The organism is Actinopolymorpha alba DSM 45243, assembly GCF_000373925.1.
Taxonomy (GTDB): domain Bacteria; phylum Actinomycetota; class Actinomycetes; order Propionibacteriales; family Actinopolymorphaceae; genus Actinopolymorpha; species Actinopolymorpha alba.
The window spans coordinates 25,176-42,266 of the sequence record NZ_KB892772.1 but is presented as its reverse complement, the minus strand read 5'-3'; the positions used below and the strand labels follow the sequence as shown (position 1 = coordinate 42,266).

Below are 17,091 nucleotides of genomic sequence, written 5' to 3'. Positions count from 1 at the left end.
CTGCAGCCAATCGACAAACCAGTGGCTACCGGCCTACGGACCTACCCTTCGGGAATGCCCGAGCGGATCATGACGCCAAGGGCCAACTTCGATTCGAACTTCTACGACGTCGACACCGGAGAAGAGTTCTGGATGTCAGGCCCGAAGCGCGACCGTACCGATGGCCGCTATTCCAATCAACAACCACTCGTCGACGACGACGCGCGCGCGGCGTACGAGAGCTTTCTGGCTTGCGCGCCCCTACCAGGCAGGGAGACCGGCTAGCGGCTCGACGCTTTCATTGGCCGCGGTCAGCGAGCCGCAGCACTATCGACGCGATCAACGGCGCCGGTTCGTCCGAAGGAAGCCTCGCCCCGGCTACGAATGACCGTCCGTACAGCTGACCACAACGGGTGGCAAGACCTCCGCACGGCAGCGCCTGCTGGAACTGGCGGTGAATACACCGATGAGAAGCGCCGCTGCGCCGAGCATCCGACAGAGTGCTCGGCGGGGTGCTCGCTTGCTGGCTGAAGCCGGTCGCGGACTGGCACGCCATCCTCGCCGGCCGGCGAGCGTGGCCTGGTGCACGGAGGCGGCTGGGGCCCCGGTCCGCAACCACCCACCGCAGGCGGGCTCTCGATACCAACGACCGATGGTCGTCTGTTCAGCAGGCGGGCTGGAGCTCGTCCAACTCGTCGTCCTGCACGTCCTGCGAGTCGTGGCTCTGGCGTCGCGGCATCCGCAGCGCGATCGCGACCACGACAAGCGACGCCGCCGCCGCGACCAGGAAAGCCAGCCGCATCCCGCCGAGCTCGGCATCACCCGCGGCCACTCCACCGGTCATCAGTTGGTCGGCACGTGCGGACATCACGGTCATCGCCAGTGCGGTGCCGAACGCCGCGGCAACCTGCTGCAGGGTGCCCAGCATCGAGCTGCCGTGGGAGTAAAGGTGCGGCGGCAGCGCGCCCAACCCGAGCGTGAAGACTGGGGTGAAGACCGCGGCCAGTGACAACATCAGGAGCATGTGCAGTCCAAGCACCTGCCAGTACGGCATCGTCATGGACACCTGAGCGAAACCGGCGACCGCAGTCACGATCCCGACGGAGCCGGGGATCACCAACACCCGCCCACCGAACCGGTCGAACAGCCGTCCGACGGTCGGGCCCAGCAGACCCATGGCCAGCCCGCCGGGCATCACCAGCAGCCCGGTCTGCAGCGGGCTCATGCCGCGCAGGTTCTGCAAAAAGAGCGGCAGCAGGATCATCGAGCCCAGCATCGTCATGAACGCCACCGACATCAGGATCAAGGCCCTGGCGTACGTCGAGTGCCGCAGCGTGCGCAGGTCCATCAGAGGCGAGCCATTGCGCTGCAGATGCAACTGGCGCGTCACGAAGCCCACGATCGCCGCCAGCCCGACCACAACGAACACAGCCGACCGTCCGACCCCGCCCTCGGCGAACTGCGTGAGTCCGTAGACCAGCCCACCAAAGCCGACAGTGGCCATCATCACACTGAGCCAGTCGATGGTGCTGTCCTGCGGATCGCCGACATTCTCGAGGCGACGCAGGCCGAACCAGGTGACCGTGCCCGCGATCGGCAACACCAACAGGAAGAGCATGCGCCAGGAGCCGAGCTGCAGGACCACACCCGAGACCGTCGGCCCCAGCGCCGGGGCCACCGAGATCGCCATCGTCACATTGCCCATCACCCGGCCCCGGTCGCCCTCGGGCACCACGGTCATCAGGGTCGTCATCAGCAGCGGCATCATCACCGCCGTGCCGACGGCCTGGATGATCCGCCCGAGGAGGAGAACCTCGAAGACCGGCGCGGCCGCAGCCAGCGCGGTCCCGGCGAGGAAGACACCCATCGCTGTGGCGTAGGCGTGGCGAGTAGAGACCCGCTGCAGGAACCACCCCGTGACCGGAATAGCCGCGGCCACGGTCAGCATGAACGCGGTGGAGACCCACTGCGCAGCCTGCTCAGTGATCTGCAGGTCGGCCATCAGCCGCGGGATCGCGTTGAGCATGATGGTCTCGTTAAGGATCACCACGAAACTCGCCAGCACCAACACGAGGACCACGGCAGGAGTGCGTCCCGGGGCGGCAGGGATGGCCGTCACAGAACGATCAGGCAACTCGGCAGACATGAATCCTCGCTCGTAGTAGTTGTCGATGTCACAACCGGCAATCCGGCTGACGGCCTCACAAGTCCTGGCCATGCAGGATCAGACCGGCACCCTGCCCACAACTCATCGGTGCCGACACGCATTCCCGCAACCGGCTGATGAATTCGCAGGTCGGGAGCCCGGAGTTTAGACAGCCCTGCTGATCAGAACTTTCGAGTATCACCGCTGAAGAGGAATCGGCTGACGATCAAACCCTGCCTCAGCATCGGTGGGTATCTGCTCGACGTGCGGATACGGGCGCCGATCCTGGCGAAGAGTGTCGCCAGGCTCCCGCCGCCGCGTACCGGTGGGCTGGTATTCGAGTCGAAGTGGGACGCCCAAGCCGCGCGCCGTCCACGACGAGCACGGGCCAAATGGGCTCTGAAGCAGTTGGAAAGCTGAGAGCCCTCGGTGCCGAGCAGGGCTGCTGCAGCATCTCGGCGACGCCCCACCCGCGCGTCGGTAGATGCGGTCCGCGGACCCCGAACGTGACTTGCGGTTATGGTCTTGCGGGTTCGCCCTGAAGTACTTTAGCGTACCTAAAGTACTTCACGAGTTAGGGAGCAAAATGGTGGAGCAGGATGCGGCGCGGGCCCGAACGGTACTGGGTGAAGCGGCGCGGGCAGGAGGCCGTACCACGGCGGCGGGGCGGTGGTGGTCGGGTTACATGGTCTTGATGGGCCTGCTGGCCTTCGGGCTGATCGTGGCTGTCGAGGCGTTCTTCCCGTCGTTCGCCGCCCGGCTCGCCGCGACAGTTGCCTGGGCCATGGCGATCGGTCTACTGGGGACGTGGGCGCGATCGCACGAGGTCCAGCCCAGGGGTGGTTTCCGAAGGCTTCTCATCGCCATGGCGGCCTGGTTCGGGGCGTACCTGGTCGTGATCGGCCCGGTCGTCCGGTGGCAGGCGGGTACGTCGCTGGGCTGGTGGTCGGCAGCCGGAGGGGTCATGGCCCTGCCGTTCCTCGTGGGCGCCTGGCGCGAGGGGAGACGGACGTGAACCATCCGCGCCACCAGCTTGACGCGATCATTCACAACGCCACCCGGTTCTCGATCATGGCGGCGCTCCTGCCGGCGGACAAGGCTGAGTTCAAGTTCATCCGGGATACCGTCGAGATCACCGACTCCGTGCTGTCCCAGCACGTGACCGCCCTGGAACAGGCCGGGTACGTGAAGGTCACCAAGGGGCAGGTCGGGCGACGGCCGCGTACCTGGCTGTCGGCCACCCGGGCCGGCAGGGCAGCGTTCCATGCTCACCTGGCCGTACTCAACCAACTCGCCAACTGGTCACCGACCGCGCAGGAACACCGTGCATCGACCTAACGGGCCCACCGCTGTTGCAGCAGTTGGCCCGACCCGACCATGGCACGTTCGATGCCCCCACTCCCGCCCAGATGGCAGCCGCGCTGAGCGCCGCGCTGGGGCGGGGGTACGCCATGAGCGGGTGCCGCTGGAGGCGATCGGTAACCCCGATATGCACGCGATGTGGAGTTTTTGAACGGGCCCGGCTACCGCGTCGATATCGCCCCGCTGCACGCCGCCCACCCCGAGGTTGCCTGGACCTGCTTCGCCGACTGGGCCCGCCACACGTTCGGCCGCCCCGCGTGACTACCTACCCCAACGGTCCGTGAGTCGGTGGCGATCGGCCACCATTGCCGCGCTCGCCGAGGTACCACGGCTGCTCCCGACCACGATTGCCGCAGGCGCTGGTCATCTCTCACATGTTCAGGTGAGGGAAGGGGAATGGTGGCCGTGTCAAGGTCGGCGTGTGATCCGACATCGAACCTCGAGGGGAAGCGCCGAATGACGGAGTTCGCGCCTGTGCCCGAGTTCGCCACGGGGCCACCTCGTGTGGATGCAGTTCCTTGGCGCGTTGCACGGTCTCTGGCACGAGGCTCCTGCGCGTGTGCAGTGACACTCGGCCTTCCTGGCGGTCGTAGGTGTCACGCCAGAAGCTCGGCCGTCTGCTCGCGGAACTGGGCTTCCCAGTCTGCGTCGTCGACCGCCCGACCGCGACAAGCGCTCATCGCAGCACGGGCCTGTGTCCAGCGGACGGCTCGTTCACGGTCGATCTCGGCGGCATCGGCGAAGATCGCCAAACGACGGTGCAACTCCGATCGGAGGTCATCGGCCCTGCGTAGGCTGTCGAGACTGCAGTGGAGCACCGTAACCGCGTCGAAGGCGAGGTCTCCGACGAAACCCTTGGGGTCGATGACCAGCCACGGCTCGCGCTGGGCGCGGACGACGTTCCCGAAGTGCAAGTCACCATGCACCATGGTGCTCGGTTGGTTGCGGCCGAGGTCGCGAATGGTGGCAACTGCCGCACCCAACGCGCGCTGCGACAGCGGATGCCCAGGCGTCTTGGAGTTCTCGCAGAGCGTCTGATCCCACTCATCGGCATCATTCGACAGCAGGGGGAGGTTGGGCGGGGCTTCGACGGCCAGTCGTCGGGCGAGTCGACCCAGCACTGCCGTTGCGTGGTCGGCGTCGCCGAGATCGTCCAGGGTCTGCCGTTCGCCCTGCTCCAGCAGCATGGCGAACTTGGCGTCGTCACGTTCGTACAACTGAACGGCGCCACGGCCCGCCCAGGTGGCGAACGCACGAGCTTCGTACCGGTTGCCCGCATGGGTGAAGGAGATCTTCAGCACTGCAGGTGTGCCATCGTCACGCTGCACAGCCACGACGATCCCGACCTTGCCGCCGATCAGCCCTGTCGGCGTGCAGCGCCACCGCTGGAGGACATCATCCACCAAGCCAGGCAGAGACGCCAGCCAGGCACGGCCCGGATCGCCCTCACGATCGATGAGCTGTCGCGCGAACTCCTCCGGGATCTCGATCATTGCGGCAGGATAGTGAGCCTCCCTATGCGCCCAACGCAGGAACGATCCGTGGGATGTGGCTTTCTCGCGGGTACGGGCTGTGCTGCCTGCCTGTGGTCCGCGGATTCGGCGGCCATCGCTGCGTCGGTGGCAAGGCCGATGGCCTGACCTGCGTTGAGTGGGTCTGCGCCGATCGCGGTGCGGGCGGCTTTCTCCGCGCGTTCGGTGGCGATCCTCCTTTCTAGTTCGGCGGCGGCGATGGCGACCTTGGCGTCGTTGGCGAGGTCGCGTTCGACGTCGAGCAGCGGGCGGATGATTGCGGAGAACACTGCGGATCTGCGGGAGCCGGGTGGGAGTGCGACGACGGTGAAGATGTTCACTGGCTCGTGCCAGCGGCCCCGTACCTCCACTTCGGCGCGGCCGCCGGCCGCTGTCGACAGGGCGGCGAGGGCGATGCGGCCGGGCAGGTCGACCGGGGTTTCGGTCTCGGTCGCCACTGCCTGAACGTAGTCACCGACCCACGCGGGGAGCGCTTCCACCGGGAAGGGGGTAGCTGGTGCCTGCCGGTGAGCGGCACGGGTGGCTCCCACCGGTCGTCGCGGGTGTCGGAGGTGTTGTCGGGTTCGGTGACCACGTGCAGGGGTCTGGCAGGCATCGTCACGGCTGATCTCCTGAAAGTGCGGGAAGGCCAGAGCGCGGGCTTGCAGGTCAGCTAGCGGCGGGGATCTGGTCCCAGGTGCGGTCGTCTAGTAGCCGCCCGGCGGCCTTCTTGCCGGCGCGGCGCATCCAGGTCCCATCAGATTCGTTGTGTGCGCAGACGTAGCCGGATGCGACGTCGTAGCGGTCACCGTCCAGGCTCAGGCAGATGTCGCAGCCCTCGGACAACCTCGCTGCACCCGGTCACCGGTTTCCAGGTCGCCCCGCGACTTGACCCGGTTCGTATCATCGGGAGCGGCCTGGCGGCCCGAGAGTGAGGAGGTCACGGCCAGATGAGTTTTGATCTTTACGTGTGGGGATTACCTCAGCCCGTTACGGTCAAGCTGGCCGAACAGATCTGCGAGCAGCTGGCTCACGATCATGCCGTGGTTGTGGCGGCCGATCCCCGTGTCGAGGCCTTCTACCAGGCGGTGACCGAGCGGTTCCCTGCCCTGGAGGGCCTTACCGATGAAGCCTTGGACGACTCGCCCTGGTGCATGAGCCCCGGCCTCTCGCCTAGTCATCTGATCATGAACATTCGGTGGTCTTGTGCGCAGGAAGTCGCACGGTGGATCATCCCGCTTGCAGCCGAGCACGGCTTGGTCTGCTTCGATCCGCAGTCCGGTCGGGTTCACAACCCACCGCGGCCAGATATGAACGAACTGCGGCTCGAGTTCTACGACGGCAGCATGGTCGACAGCCCCGCCCCCGCTGACCTGCGCCGCCTGCTGCAGGCGCTCTCCGAGCGAAACTGGTACGCCAGCCTGGAGAAGGAACCTGACTGGTTCGTCCAAGTCGGCGTCGGACAGCAGGCCGGCGATGTCCCCGAAGGACATTACGCCGTGGAGTACCGGGAAGGTGCACCCGACCGGCACTACCGAACACTCATGGCCAGCCTCGACGACGTAGCAGCCGTTTTCGTGGGGTTCGCGACCGACGACCAGACGTGGAAGAACACCTCTGCATGGACGCAACTGCTGCTCTGAACCGGTAGCGAACCTCGTTTGCCGTGAGACCACGCCAGCCAGGCTGTATCTCATAGGGAACGTCAATCGGCCAGTGCCGCGATGCTGGCCATCTGATGCCGTGGTATCTCTGCTCTGGTTCGGATTTCGGTCGGATCGGCGTGCGGGACGAGACGCAGCCATGAAACGAGCCGGTGCACGTAGACCAGGACTCGGGTTGCGGTGAGGTCGCGGCGCAGTAGCTGTGGGTCGGCGTGGAGGTGTTCGCGCCACACTGTTAGGTAGGTGTCGTAGAGCGCTTCGCGGTCCGAAGGTGACAATGGGGCTTCGTTCCACTCCTCCACCGAGTCGAGGAAGCCGTGCAGGGTGACGAACGGGTGGCCCCAGAGTGCATTGCCGAAATCGAAGAACCGCAGTTGTAGTGTGCCGGTTGAGCGGTCGGCGCAGATGTTCGCGGCGTAGACGTCGTTGATTTCCAGGTCGAGTGGCACGGCGTCACTGAGGGGCGCAGTGCACCGATCTAGTACGTCGGCGGCGTGCGCAGCCCGTTCCTGCGTGTCCGGCTCGGCGTGTAGTGGATGGTCCGATGGCAGCGCAGCCCATTCTCGGGCGACAGCGCGCACGTGGTCGCCCGCGGCGCTGGGTGGGAGCACGACGAGCCCAGGGTGCTCGGCAACCTTGAGGTGGCCGAGCAGTGAGCATTGGAGGCGGGCCAATTCGCGGACCACGGTGCACCGTGTTGGCTGATCAGCGACGTCCGGGTGGTCCAGGGTCGTTCCGTGGTCGTTGGAGAGCAGCCAGCCATAGGCGCGATCTACCGCGATCGGCGCGACGACGGCAGCGGGTGTGAGACGTGCCAGGGCAGCGGTCAGGCCTGCCTCGAATCGATGCCCGGGATTGGTCTCCTTGAACCACACCAGCCCCTCGGCAGACGGATAGCAGCGGACCACGGACCATAAGCGGGCTCGGTAGGTGACGGGTTCGTCGATGATCCGGCGGTCCTGCTCGGCGAGCCGGAGGCTCACCCATGCATCCACGGTGCGGGTCCACTCCGGTGACGTCCAGCGGCGGACCCACCGGCCCTCGGCGTCCGGCCCCAGCGGTCTTGCCGGTGGAGGATGGTGTCGTGGCATGGCCCGAGACGTTAGCGACTGGGTACGGCACAGTCCGGATAGGGACCTCTAACGGACAGCACGAGACGCCCGGCTCGCCTGGGCGGTGCCGATCGGACTCCAGAACCCACAGCAGAGTCGTCTTCCACTTGCCGTAGATCACGGCGACCGCGGCGGTCCACCGACGGGTTCCTCCGGATCACCGAGATCATGAACCCCCGCTGAGAAGGCATTCCTGCAAAGTCCCTTAGGGGCGCGGCTCGTGCCGGCTTACTGCGGTCATGCCATCTCAAGCGCTCGCTTCGCTCGATTCTGGCGGAGTGAGCGATCGGAACGAGGTGTCACCATCCCAGTCCGAGATAGTCACCCCAGACCAAGCAGGAGAGCCGACGAGGGTACGAGCAATTGCGTGTGGCATAGTCTCCGGCCGTGACGCGCGACTCGATCGACGACCGCCTGAAGATGCTAGGGATCACCTTGCCGTCCGCCGCCCCTCCTGCGGCCAGTTACGTGAACGCCGCGCAAACAGGCAATCTGCTGTTTCTGTCGGGCAAGGGACCGGCACCATCGTGGCATGGTCGCCTTGGGCGCGAGTACACCACTGAGCAAGGGCAAGCGGCGGCGCGCGAGGCGGGGCTCCAGGTTTTAGCGACTGTTACTGCCGAACTTGGCTCACTGAACCGTGTAGTACGAGTCGTAAAGGCGCAGGGATTTGTTCTCTGCACCCCTGACTTTGAGCAGCCACACGCCGTCCTTGACGGATTTTCCGACCTAATGGTAGAGGTCTTCGGCGAGGCTGGTCGTCACGCTCGGAGCGTCTTTGGAGCCGCCGCGCTGAGGCAAGGCGTCCCCATCATCGTGGACAGTGTTTTTGAGGTTTCGCCCCTTGAGCAGGCCCCAGCGTAGGTGTGAGGAGCGAGCATGCGATATATGAAACGTGAGAAGAGTATAGATCAGTGAGATTCGGAGTTCGCCTCGGATCATTGGCGCACGGTCTATTCGCGCCCTGAGGAGCGCCTACGGTACTACCTGGTTGCCGGGATGCTTCACTCCCATTGTAAGAACCCGGAAATCCTCGATCTGGGTAGCGGTGAAGGAACTCTGCATCGCTAACCGCATTCGTACAAGTGATACGTCGGCGTGGAACAATCTCCGGCTGGCATCGACAGGTACCGCGATCTAATGCCGGCCACTTCAACCCCCATGTGTGCGGCTCGCGTTCGCGTATAACCAAGTCGCATCAAGCAGCGGGTCCCCTCCCAGAACAGGCCCTAACTCAGCGCATAAGGAAGGTAGGGAAACGACGTGATTGGAAACGGTCCACTGACGAAATCGGCCGGGGCGGCCCTCCGTTTTACGAACATGGGTTTGATGACATAGGGGCTCTCCGGCGGAGCGGGCGGAAGACCAAGCGCCTCGGCGACCGCTGCCGCATGTGGCTCGAGGTCGTCGTCGAATTTCCTCTGTAGCTGACTGGCATACGCGGGCTTCTTTCCATCGACAAAGAAGCTGTCCAAAGCTCTTCCAATCTCGGGAACAACGAAGACGTCGGCTGGGTCCTTGACCTCAAGCAGCCAGATGGTCGGGTCGCCAGCCCTTCCAGCTACCGCGTCAATCTCGGTCTGGAGCTGGGGAACGTTGAGCCGGTGAGCCGGGCGGCGGAACCGGTGCCCACCCTTCGCCAACCTTGTAGCGGGTCACCAGGGCGTGGCCCTCGTCAACAGCCTCACGACCGGACAACGGGTCGGTGATGACGACCTGCAGCGACACAGGTGCCACCGCGACGTCTGCGGAGGGCGGCGCGGCATTCCTGGCGCAGCGGGTGGGACGTCAGCGGTCGGTCAGCGGTCGCGGCGCCACTCGTAGGGCGTGGTGGTGGAGACCTTGACCAGGCCGGACCGCTCGAGGATCGGGCGGGAGAACTCGGTCGAGTCGCTGTTGATGTAGCGCTTGCCGTGTGCCAGGGCCGAGCGGGCCCGGGCCGCGGTCAGGGCGCGGTAGATGCCCCGGCCGCGGTACTCCGGACGGGTCGCGCCGCCCCAGATCCCGGCGAACTCCGTGCCCTCGACCGGCTCGAGCCGACCGGCGCTGACGATGCGGCCGTGGTCCTCGGCCACCCACATCTCCATGTCGTCGCGGGTGCGCAGCCGGTGGAGGATCTGCTCGAGCATCTCGGCGGCGAACTCGGGGGAGTCGCCGAAGACCTCGGCCTGCATCGCACACATGGCGCGCACGTCGTACTCGTCCGTCACCTGTCGGACGACGACCCCGGCGGGAAGGTCCACGTCGTAGGCCAGCAGCCGCGCCTCACCGACCATCACCGACTCGGGCTCGTCCGGAACGAAGCCCCGTGCCACGAGGGCGTCGTGCAGCCCGGGGGCGTGGTCGTGGCCGCGGGTCTTCCACTCGACCCGCACGATCGAGGGGTCCTGCTCGAAGTGCGCGAGCGCCGCGTCGACCAGGGCGCGCACCTGCTCCTCGTCGGCCCGCTGCCCGTCTGTGTCGAGGCTGCGGTAGGTGATGAAGCCGCGGCCCCCGAGGTACGTCGCGCACGTGAGCGGGCCGATCCGCTCGACGGCGACCGCCGAGGCGGTCTCCACGCGGAGCTGGTCGTCGTAGGCGCGCAGGAGGGCGGCGGGGTCGCTCGCGGTGTCGGTCACGGCGACGACCCTGCCCGGCGGGTCGGCCAGTCGGCAACTGGGTTTCGGCGGGCCGGGCCGGAGCGAGGTCTCCGCGAGCGACCGCGGCTTCGTCGTCCAAAGTGAGCTCGAGGTGGGTGTAAAGGGAGAAAGTTCGTCGGCTGAAGGTGCCGGTGAGCTCGCGGCCGCTGCGACACCCGGAGAGGGGTGGCATGATGCTTTGCCGCGTCAGGAGTGCCGCGAGATCTTGTTCGGCGCCTGAGTGAGGTTCGCGACATGATGCTCGCCACACTTGGCTTCGATGCCGGGTGCGTGACGCACGCTAAACGATCATCAAGGAGGGGTACGCGGCCCGATGACGGCAACCACGATGACGGCATCCACGATGGCGACGACGGCGGCAGCCAGGCGGAAGGGTCGCAGTGCCGCGGCATTGCAGGAGGAGGCACGGCAGGCCTTCCGGCAGAGCCTCGACAGTGAGTTTCCGCTCACGGGTAAGACGCTCGGCGCCATATTCGACCGGGGAGAGCGCTGGGGGCGAGACCGGATCGCAGAGGTACGAGCGGAACAGCCTTCGGCAATCTTGCCAACTTCTGAACGATCGCAGGTCAACAGGGTTCGGATTGCCGAACGACCAAAGAGTGACTCTCCTGCCCAAGCTGGCGATACCGGAGATCGGCCGAGCTTGGCCGCCGGCGCGGCAACCGAACGACAGTCGAATGACCTGCCGTTGGAGTCGTCGGCCGTCACAGGGGTGACGGCCACGCCAGTCGAGCGGCGCCAGGACCAGCCATCAGCAGCGGCCGGTGATGTGTCGGCGAAGGTGCCGGCGCCAACCTCATCTGCTGTCCGGCAGACCATTGGCACCCGGGCATCATCACCCAACGGTGCCGCGGCATCCGTACGCTGGCAGCCGCGTGGCGCCCGACTGGTGGTCTGGTCGGCATTCCTGCTCGGCATCGGAGCATCGATCGCGGCGAACGTCGCCCATGCTCAACCCGCGCCGGGGCCGCGCATTGCCGGGGCCTTCGTTCCAGTGGCGTTGCTACTCGCTGTTGAGTGCATGAGCCGCCCGGAGTGGCGCCGATCCGGATTCTGGTGGGGCCTGGCTCGCTTCGGTGGCACCGGACTCGTCGCCGCGGTCGCGGCCATCATGTCCTACCGGCACATGACCGGCCTGTTAACCCGGTACGGCGAGGACGCCATCAACGCCGCGATCGGCCCGCTCGCCGTCGACGGGCTCATGGTCGTCGCAGGGTTCGCCCTCCTCGCCATGAACGACAAACCTCAACCCGGGTAGCGGCCCCCAGGTGACTGATTCCAGGGCCCCGCAGCGATAGCGGCACCCAAGCGGTCACCCTCGACACGGGCCGCCACGATGCCCACGCCGGGGCTCGAAAGGGGTCATCCGGCGGCCACGGACGTCTTTCGGAGCGAGCTGCTCCGTGGGATTTGTGAGCTGACGAAAGTGCGTTGACCCTCGGCAAGGGGCGTGGGAGGCTCCGTTGCCGTGTCTGAGGTCGCCAAGCTGCACGATGATGAAGTGGACATCGACGCGTCCCTGGTGGCGCGCCTTTTGGCCGAGCAGTTCCCGAAGTGGGCCGGGCTTCCGGTCCGTGTCGTGGCCTCGTCGGGCACGGACAACGTGACGTTTCGGGTCGGCTCCGACCTGGCGGTCCGGTTGCCTCGCACCGCATCGACACAGGGCCAGGTGGAGAAAGACCTGGCCTGGATGCCGCGACTTGCCCCTCACCTACCACTGGCCATTCCCGAGCCGCTGGCCCTCGGGAGGCCCGGCGCGGACTATCCCTTCACGTGGGGTGTGTACCGGTGGCTGGAGGGCGAGGCTTATCAGCTGGATCAGCTTGCCGACCCGGTGGCCGTGGCGAAGGAGCTTGCCGGCTTTGTGCGCTGCCTGCAGGAGGTCGACACGAGCGGGGCTCCGGTCCCACCGGACGACCCGTTTGCCCGGGGTACACCGCTCGCGCCGCGTGACGCGCTCTTCCGGGAGGCGCTGGAGGAGTTGCGGGACGAGTTCGATACCGGACTCGTGCTCGCCGCCTGGGAGGCGTCGCTCGCGGCGGACACCTTTGCCGGTCCGCCCAGATGGATCCACGGAGATCTGATGCCAGGCAACGTGCTGGTGGCCGGCGGCAAACTGTCCGCGGTCATCGACTTCGGCACCGCGTGGGCCGCCGACCCGGCAGCCGATCTCCTGGCCGCGTGGTACCTGTTCACCGGTGACTCGCGGCGAGCCTTCCGCGAGGCGATGGAGGTCGACCAGGACACCTGGGCGCGCGCTCGCGGTTGGGTCCTGTCGCTGGAGATGATCGCGATCCCTTACTACCGGACCCGCAATCCCGCAATGATACGCGGCGTCCACGAGGACATCGCCGAGCTGCTCGCCGACTTCGCCGCGGATTATTAGCACGCCGCACAATCAGGCCGGCGCACATCGGGCCAGCACCTGAACTCGATGGCTGGGAGCCGTCAGAACGGCAGGGGCAGGGGCAGGGGCAGGGGCGGTAGCCCCGGGTCTGTCGGTGAGGGACTGGGTGTTGGCGTGGGTGTGTGCTGCGGCGTGGGTGTCGGTTTGGGCTTGCGCGCGATCACGATGCTCACGTTGGTGCCGGGCGACCTGCGCGTGCCGGGTTCGGGGATCTGAACGGTCACGGTGCCGGGATCCGCGTCGGCGTTCTCCTGCGGGATCTTGTTGACCTTGAAGCCGGCCGCCATGAGGATCGCCTGCGCCTCGGCCTCGTCCTTGTACTGGACGTCGGGCACCTTGATCAGGCCAGTGGAGTGGTACAGCGTCACCAGTGAGCCTTTGGGAACGACGGAACCTCCCGGCGGGTCGACCCGCGTCACCACGCCCTCAGGTTTCCTGGAGTTGGTGTCTTCTCGGTCGCGGACCCGGAAGCCGGCGGTCTCGAGGGTGGCCCGTGCTCGGGCGACCTGTCGTCCGAGCACCTCGGGGATTCGCACCTCGGGTTTCCCGGTGGAGACTGTGACATCGACCGCGCTGCCGAGCGCGGCTGAGCGTGCCGGTGCGGGGTACTGGGCGATGATCTGCCCCTTCGGCACCTCCTCGCTGGCCGTCTTCGTCGTCTTGCCCAGCTCCAACTGGTGCGCGTCCAGGGCCACCTTGGCCTGGACGGTTGTCGTGCCGATCAGTCTTGGGACGGCCACGGTGTCCGTCTTGAACATCCGGTAACCAGCGACAGCCGCGGCCCCGAGCGCGACGAGCAGCACGACGGCGAGCGCGTACCACCGCATCTGGCGCCGATTCCGACCGTGGTGGGGTTCAGCGCCGCCCCTTTGTGGTCCGTCGTGGGTGGGCGGCGGCATCGTGACGGTCGGCGGTGGCATCGTGCCGGTCGGCGCGTTCGGAGTTGTCGTCGCTTCCTGCGGCTGGGGCGCGGTGGCCACGCTCTGGCCGGTCAGGGCCCGGTCGATGTCGGCCCGCATCTGTGACGCGCTCTGGTAGCGGTCGAGGGGGTCCTTCCGTAATGCCGTGAGGGTGATGCGTTCGGCCTCGGTCGACACCTGGGGTTCGAGCGTGGACGGCGGCTGTGGCTCCTCCTGAACGTGCTGGTAGACCACCGACAGCGGGTCCCCGAGGAACGGCGGGCGGCCGGTGAGAAGCTCATAGAGCAGGCAGCCTGTGGAGTAGATGTCACTGCGGGCGTCGACGGGCTCACTGCGGGCCTGTTCGGGCGAAAGGTACTGTGCGGTGCCGACCACGGCGGCGGTCTGGGTGAGCTTCGCTGACGCGTCGGCCATGGCGCGGGCGATGCCGAAGTCCATGACCTTGGCCTTGCCGGCGGGGATGAGCATGACGTTCGCCGGCTTGATGTCACGGTGGATGATGCCAGCCCGGTGGCTGTACTCCAGTGCGTCCAGGACGTCACCGACAATGGCCAGAGCCCGGTCGGGTGGCATGCGCGGACCTTCGCCAAGCACGTCGCGCAGCGTGCGGCCCTCGACATACTCCATGACGATGTAGGGCACCGACACGCCGTCGAGGACCTCCTCGCCGGTATCGTAGACCGCGACGACCGAGGGGTGGTTGAGGGCCGCCACCGACTGTGCCTCCCGGCGGAACCTGGCCTGGACCGTCTGGTCGGTCGCCACTTCGGTGCGCAGCGTCTTCACCGCCACAGTCCGGCCCAAGCGCTGGTCGGTGCCGGTCCACACCACGGCCATCCCACCGCGGCCGAGCTCCTCGCCGAGGGCGTATCGGCCACCCAGGAGCCGCGCCCCGACGATGCCCTCGGGGTTGCTGGGGGAGCCGGACTCGGTGCGGTGGCTGGGACTCATACCTGCTGTCCTTGAGCGGTCGGGTCGCTTACACAACGCAGCCCCCACCCGCGAGCGGACAGCAACCAGACGTTGCCGCACACCCGGTACGCCGCCCGGGCAGTCTAGGTTAAGACGCCCAGGCCGGCACCGTTGCCGGCGAGGATCCGGCGATCCAGGTGCCCGATGCAAGCCGTAGGCCACCGGACCGGGAAGACTTTCTGGCCGAACGGGTCGGCACCTGATGTCCACTCGGTGGCCAGATGAGGCGGTTGTCGGTGGGCCTTGATGTCGACCTCATCCTCGCGGCACGGATGGCCAGGCCAAGGTCGTCCTATTTGTGCAGAGCTTGCGGAGCCCCGCGAAAAGCCCACGTCCGGGAACGCTGGCTTTCCGGAAGTTTGCCGGCGTAGGGTCACTGCATCTGGAACCGATCGCCTACCGCCGTCAGATAGCCCGCCATCCCACCGCAGGGTCCTGTGTTAGGTCTGCAACAGGTCCACGCACCGAAGACGCCGCACAGGTTCCGGCTGCGTACTCGTGCATTAACCCGCCCGGTCCGAACCGATACCCGGCCGCTGTGTGTGGCCCTGGCGAAGGAGCCCCGTGACTTCTGCTGCTGGCGACCGTAGGCCCATGACCCGGGCGCCAGCGCCGTTGGCACCCCGCCTGCGATGGGGTCCGAGCCTGTCGCGCAGCGCCGTGCTCCACGGCGCCTGGTGGCCGCGGTCAACCGATCCGATCGAAGAACTGCCCGGGCTGATCCTCGCCATCGACGACCGTCGCGGGGGCCCCGTTACGTGCATCATGCTTGGCCTCAGCGGTTGGGATGCCCGACCTCCTCGGCTCCGCGTCGCAGGCCGGCTGATCCGGCTCGGCTGGTTCACGACCCAGCCGAGCAATCTGCTCACAGCCAGCTGGGACAACCGCTACAACATCGAACTGCTGGTCGTCCCGTCGGCCACCAATGTCCCGCTCGCCGAGGCGGCCATGGCCCTAGCCGCAGATGCCGCCAACACCGTACCCGCCCCCGACATCCTCACCACCGCTGCTGGCCAAGCGGCGCAGGCCGAGATGGCGGCCGAGGACCCCTCAGCGATAAGCCAGGAGATGATCAGGCCGCTGTCGCGGTGAGCGGCGAGGCGCGCTAGGGGATGGCCCAGCCACCGGCCAGCGTCACGGACGGACGATCCCTGAGCGAGCAAGTCAGCCGCTGCGGGGCGCACACTTGGGAATGGGACGTCGGGACATGCGATTCTGGTCGGGAAGGTGCCAAACTATGCCTGACCACATTGAACTAACGGTGCGGTTGCCCGATCGCCGGTGAAGACGTGATCGTGATGAGTCGGGATTTCGCTGGAGAAGACGAAGCATTGAATGCGATCGCGCGCGCTTTGGGCGAACGGCGCAGTCTGGTTTTGGCCCGGTATAACCGTGAGCCATTTGAGCATGGCGTGGTCATCAATGTGGCCAATGTGATGTCAGCGATGATATCTAAGACAGCGAGCACCGTTGAAGCGAAGCGACCGGCCAATACATGTGAGGCTGACTCGCGGGAAAACCGTGAACGCGGATGTGTCGCGCCGAGTCGGCCGGCAGCGACACTCGCGCATTTCCGCAGCGTAAGATGTGTGGCCGGAATCCCAGCCCGTGACAGCTCGACGCGGCCTGTCTGCGTCTTCGGGCGTTGGGTGTACATATCGGCTTTTCTCGGCCGCCGCGTTACGTAAATTGGCCGACGGTGGTGTCCGTTCTCAGAGTCACGCCGAAGCCCTGCCCCGAGAATATTCGTTTTCGAGAGTCTGTCGGCGTACAGTTCGTGCATCCGGAGTCGACGACATCCCCATCCTGAGGTTGCCCGCCAGACCGGCCATCGAAGGGGACGTCATCCACATCGCGCATCGCACGCGTAGCACTTCCACCGACAGGAACGCGCCGCTGGCGCCGATGGGTTCGCTCCCCTCGCGTGGCACATCAGCTCCCACCGAATCACAGTTGGCGATCCGTGCCTGGATGAGCCCGACCTGGTCAGCTCCGGCGCCTCCGCCGGGGTGTTCATCGCGTTGAGCCTGTTCACGCTGCAGAAGCCAGGCTCTCCTGTTGCGGAACTGCCTGCGTTGATTCTTGCCATGGACCACCGCCGCGGTCCCATCACCCGCGTCATGCTCGGCCACGGCGCCCTCGACGCAGCGCACACGGAGACGGCGGCGCGTTTCAGCTGAACGAACAGCGCCCGCCGGTCAACCATGACCATCGAACGAAGGAAGCGTGAGCATGCCCGGATCGAGTACTCCTCTGTCCACCAAGGGAACCGGTCCGTCCGCGATAGACCCGCCCAAGGGAAGTGATTACGCCAGGCTGTCGCATCGAATCTGTCAGGCCGGGCTCTTAGAACGCCGGCCCGGTCACTATGCCGCGAGG

General features: G+C 66.5%; 18 protein-coding genes. 10 read left to right on the top strand and 8 right to left on the bottom strand.

From position 1 onward, the window contains the following. The first annotated feature begins 54 nt into the window (after positions 1-54). Positions 55-264 (top strand): hypothetical protein, encoded by a 210-nt coding sequence (locus B141_RS42555; RefSeq protein ID WP_020577903.1) that lies wholly within the window; start codon positions 55-57, stop codon positions 262-264. Positions 265-643: 379 nt separating this feature from the next. Here the strand turns inward: B141_RS42555 and B141_RS0124880 are convergent, their stop codons facing one another. Beyond that, on the bottom strand, positions 644-2,125 hold the full coding sequence (locus B141_RS0124880) for an MDR family MFS transporter (RefSeq protein WP_157181256.1): 1,482 nt from the start codon (positions 2,123-2,125) through the stop codon (positions 644-646). Between the two features lie 586 nt (positions 2,126-2,711). Here B141_RS0124880 and B141_RS0124875 point away from each other — a divergent pair. The 3 genes from B141_RS0124875 to B141_RS52325 all read left to right on the top strand — a co-directional run bounded on the left by B141_RS0124875 (position 2,712) and on the right by B141_RS52325 (position 3,748). Then, positions 2,712-3,140, top strand: a complete 429-nt coding sequence (locus tag B141_RS0124875; RefSeq protein WP_020577901.1) for a hypothetical protein — start codon at positions 2,712-2,714, stop codon at positions 3,138-3,140. Beyond that, on the top strand, positions 3,137-3,463 hold the full coding sequence (locus B141_RS0124870; protein ID WP_020577900.1) for a winged helix-turn-helix domain-containing protein: 327 nt from the start codon (positions 3,137-3,139) through the stop codon (positions 3,461-3,463). Before B141_RS0124875 ends, B141_RS0124870 begins: the two co-directional genes overlap by 4 nt. 162 nt (positions 3,464-3,625) lie before the next feature. Further along, positions 3,626-3,748, top strand: coding sequence for a hypothetical protein (locus tag B141_RS52325; protein WP_020577899.1), 123 nt, complete (start codon positions 3,626-3,628; stop codon positions 3,746-3,748). A 335-nt stretch (positions 3,749-4,083) separates the two neighbouring features. On the opposite strand, the gene B141_RS0124860 is transcribed toward B141_RS52325, so the two are convergent. From B141_RS0124860 to B141_RS49605, 3 genes are all read right to left on the bottom strand, one after another. Then, a complete protein-coding gene (locus B141_RS0124860) occupies positions 4,084-4,980 on the bottom strand; it encodes an aminoglycoside phosphotransferase family protein (protein WP_020577898.1) in 897 nt (298 codons plus the stop codon). Continuing rightward, positions 4,977-5,456, bottom strand: a complete 480-nt coding sequence (locus B141_RS0124855) for a DUF3987 domain-containing protein (protein ID WP_020577897.1) — start codon at positions 5,454-5,456, stop codon at positions 4,977-4,979. The genes B141_RS0124860 and B141_RS0124855 overlap by 4 nt, the downstream gene beginning before the upstream one ends. Positions 5,457-5,667: 211 nt before the next feature. Continuing rightward, complete coding sequence (locus B141_RS49605) at positions 5,668-5,844, bottom strand: hypothetical protein (RefSeq protein WP_020577896.1); 177 nt, start codon at positions 5,842-5,844, stop codon at positions 5,668-5,670. Between the two features lie 104 nt (positions 5,845-5,948). Between B141_RS49605 and B141_RS42550 the strand changes: the two genes are divergently transcribed. Next, on the top strand, positions 5,949-6,641 hold the full coding sequence (locus B141_RS42550) for a hypothetical protein (RefSeq protein ID WP_020577895.1): 693 nt from the start codon (positions 5,949-5,951) through the stop codon (positions 6,639-6,641). Positions 6,642-6,703: 62 nt separating this feature from the next. Here B141_RS42550 and B141_RS50375 read toward each other — a convergent pair whose 3' ends face one another. Beyond that, positions 6,704-7,753 carry a phosphotransferase family protein gene (locus B141_RS50375; RefSeq protein WP_169512968.1) on the bottom strand — a complete coding sequence of 350 codons (1,050 nt, stop codon included), beginning with the start codon at positions 7,751-7,753 and terminating at the stop codon, positions 6,704-6,706. 408 nt (positions 7,754-8,161) lie between these two features. Between B141_RS50375 and B141_RS0124835 the strand changes: the two genes are divergently transcribed. Then, positions 8,162-8,638, top strand: a complete 477-nt coding sequence (locus B141_RS0124835; protein ID WP_020577893.1) for a RidA family protein — start codon at positions 8,162-8,164, stop codon at positions 8,636-8,638. 365 nt (positions 8,639-9,003) lie between these two features. Here B141_RS0124835 and B141_RS0124830 read toward each other — a convergent pair whose 3' ends face one another. Then, the gene (locus B141_RS0124830; protein WP_020577892.1) at positions 9,004-9,417 is read right to left on the bottom strand and encodes a hypothetical protein; all 414 of its coding nucleotides are present in this window, start codon (positions 9,415-9,417) and stop codon (positions 9,004-9,006) included. A 156-nt stretch (positions 9,418-9,573) separates the two neighbouring features. Further along, entirely contained in the window at positions 9,574-10,392 is an 819-nt protein-coding gene (locus B141_RS0124825; protein WP_020577891.1) for a GNAT family N-acetyltransferase, read from the bottom strand. A 733-nt stretch (positions 10,393-11,125) separates the two neighbouring features. Between B141_RS0124825 and B141_RS50825 the strand changes: the two genes are divergently transcribed. Both B141_RS50825 and B141_RS0124810 read left to right on the top strand, forming a co-directional pair. Further along, positions 11,126-11,671: a DUF2637 domain-containing protein gene (locus B141_RS50825; RefSeq protein WP_202805900.1), complete on the top strand. Its 546-nt coding sequence runs from the start codon at positions 11,126-11,128 to the stop codon at positions 11,669-11,671. A gap of 210 nt (positions 11,672-11,881) precedes the next feature. Beyond that, positions 11,882-12,799, top strand: a complete 918-nt coding sequence (locus B141_RS0124810; protein ID WP_157181255.1) for an aminoglycoside phosphotransferase family protein — start codon at positions 11,882-11,884, stop codon at positions 12,797-12,799. A gap of 62 nt (positions 12,800-12,861) precedes the next feature. On the opposite strand, the gene pknB is transcribed toward B141_RS0124810, so the two are convergent. Further along, a complete protein-coding gene (gene pknB / locus B141_RS0124805; RefSeq protein WP_020577887.1) occupies positions 12,862-14,691 on the bottom strand; it encodes a Stk1 family PASTA domain-containing Ser/Thr kinase in 1,830 nt (609 codons plus the stop codon). A 615-nt stretch (positions 14,692-15,306) separates the two neighbouring features. On the opposite strand from pknB, the gene B141_RS42540 reads away from it, so the two are divergent. Together B141_RS42540 and B141_RS49595 are read left to right on the top strand one after the other, a co-directional pair. Then, on the top strand, positions 15,307-15,804 hold the full coding sequence (locus B141_RS42540) for a DUF5994 family protein (protein ID WP_020577886.1): 498 nt from the start codon (positions 15,307-15,309) through the stop codon (positions 15,802-15,804). 917 nt (positions 15,805-16,721) lie between these two features. Continuing rightward, the gene (locus B141_RS49595) at positions 16,722-16,892 is read left to right on the top strand and encodes a hypothetical protein (RefSeq protein WP_020577885.1); all 171 of its coding nucleotides are present in this window, start codon (positions 16,722-16,724) and stop codon (positions 16,890-16,892) included. Positions 16,893-17,091: the final 199 nt, after the last annotated feature.

What these genes read in the sequence shown, in the direction of transcription:
- B141_RS0124880 (WP_157181256.1), bottom strand. Translation starts at nt 2,125, where the DNA reads ATGTCTGCCGAGTTGCCTGATCGTTCTGTGACGGCCATCCCTGCCGCC.
- B141_RS42550 (WP_020577895.1), top strand. Translation starts at nt 5,949, where the DNA reads ATGAGTTTTGATCTTTACGTGTGGGGATTACCTCAGCCCGTTACGGTC.
- B141_RS50375 (WP_169512968.1), bottom strand. Translation starts at nt 7,753, where the DNA reads ATGCCACGACACCATCCTCCACCGGCAAGACCGCTGGGGCCGGACGCC.
- pknB (WP_020577887.1), bottom strand. Translation starts at nt 14,691, where the DNA reads ATGAGTCCCAGCCACCGCACCGAGTCCGGCTCCCCCAGCAACCCCGAG.
- B141_RS42540 (WP_020577886.1), top strand. Translation starts at nt 15,307, where the DNA reads ATGACCCGGGCGCCAGCGCCGTTGGCACCCCGCCTGCGATGGGGTCCG.
- B141_RS42555 (WP_020577903.1), top strand. Translation starts at nt 55, where the DNA reads ATGCCCGAGCGGATCATGACGCCAAGGGCCAACTTCGATTCGAACTTC.
- B141_RS0124860 (WP_020577898.1), bottom strand. Translation starts at nt 4,980, where the DNA reads ATGATCGAGATCCCGGAGGAGTTCGCGCGACAGCTCATCGATCGTGAG.
- B141_RS0124875 (WP_020577901.1), top strand. Translation starts at nt 2,712, where the DNA reads ATGGTGGAGCAGGATGCGGCGCGGGCCCGAACGGTACTGGGTGAAGCG.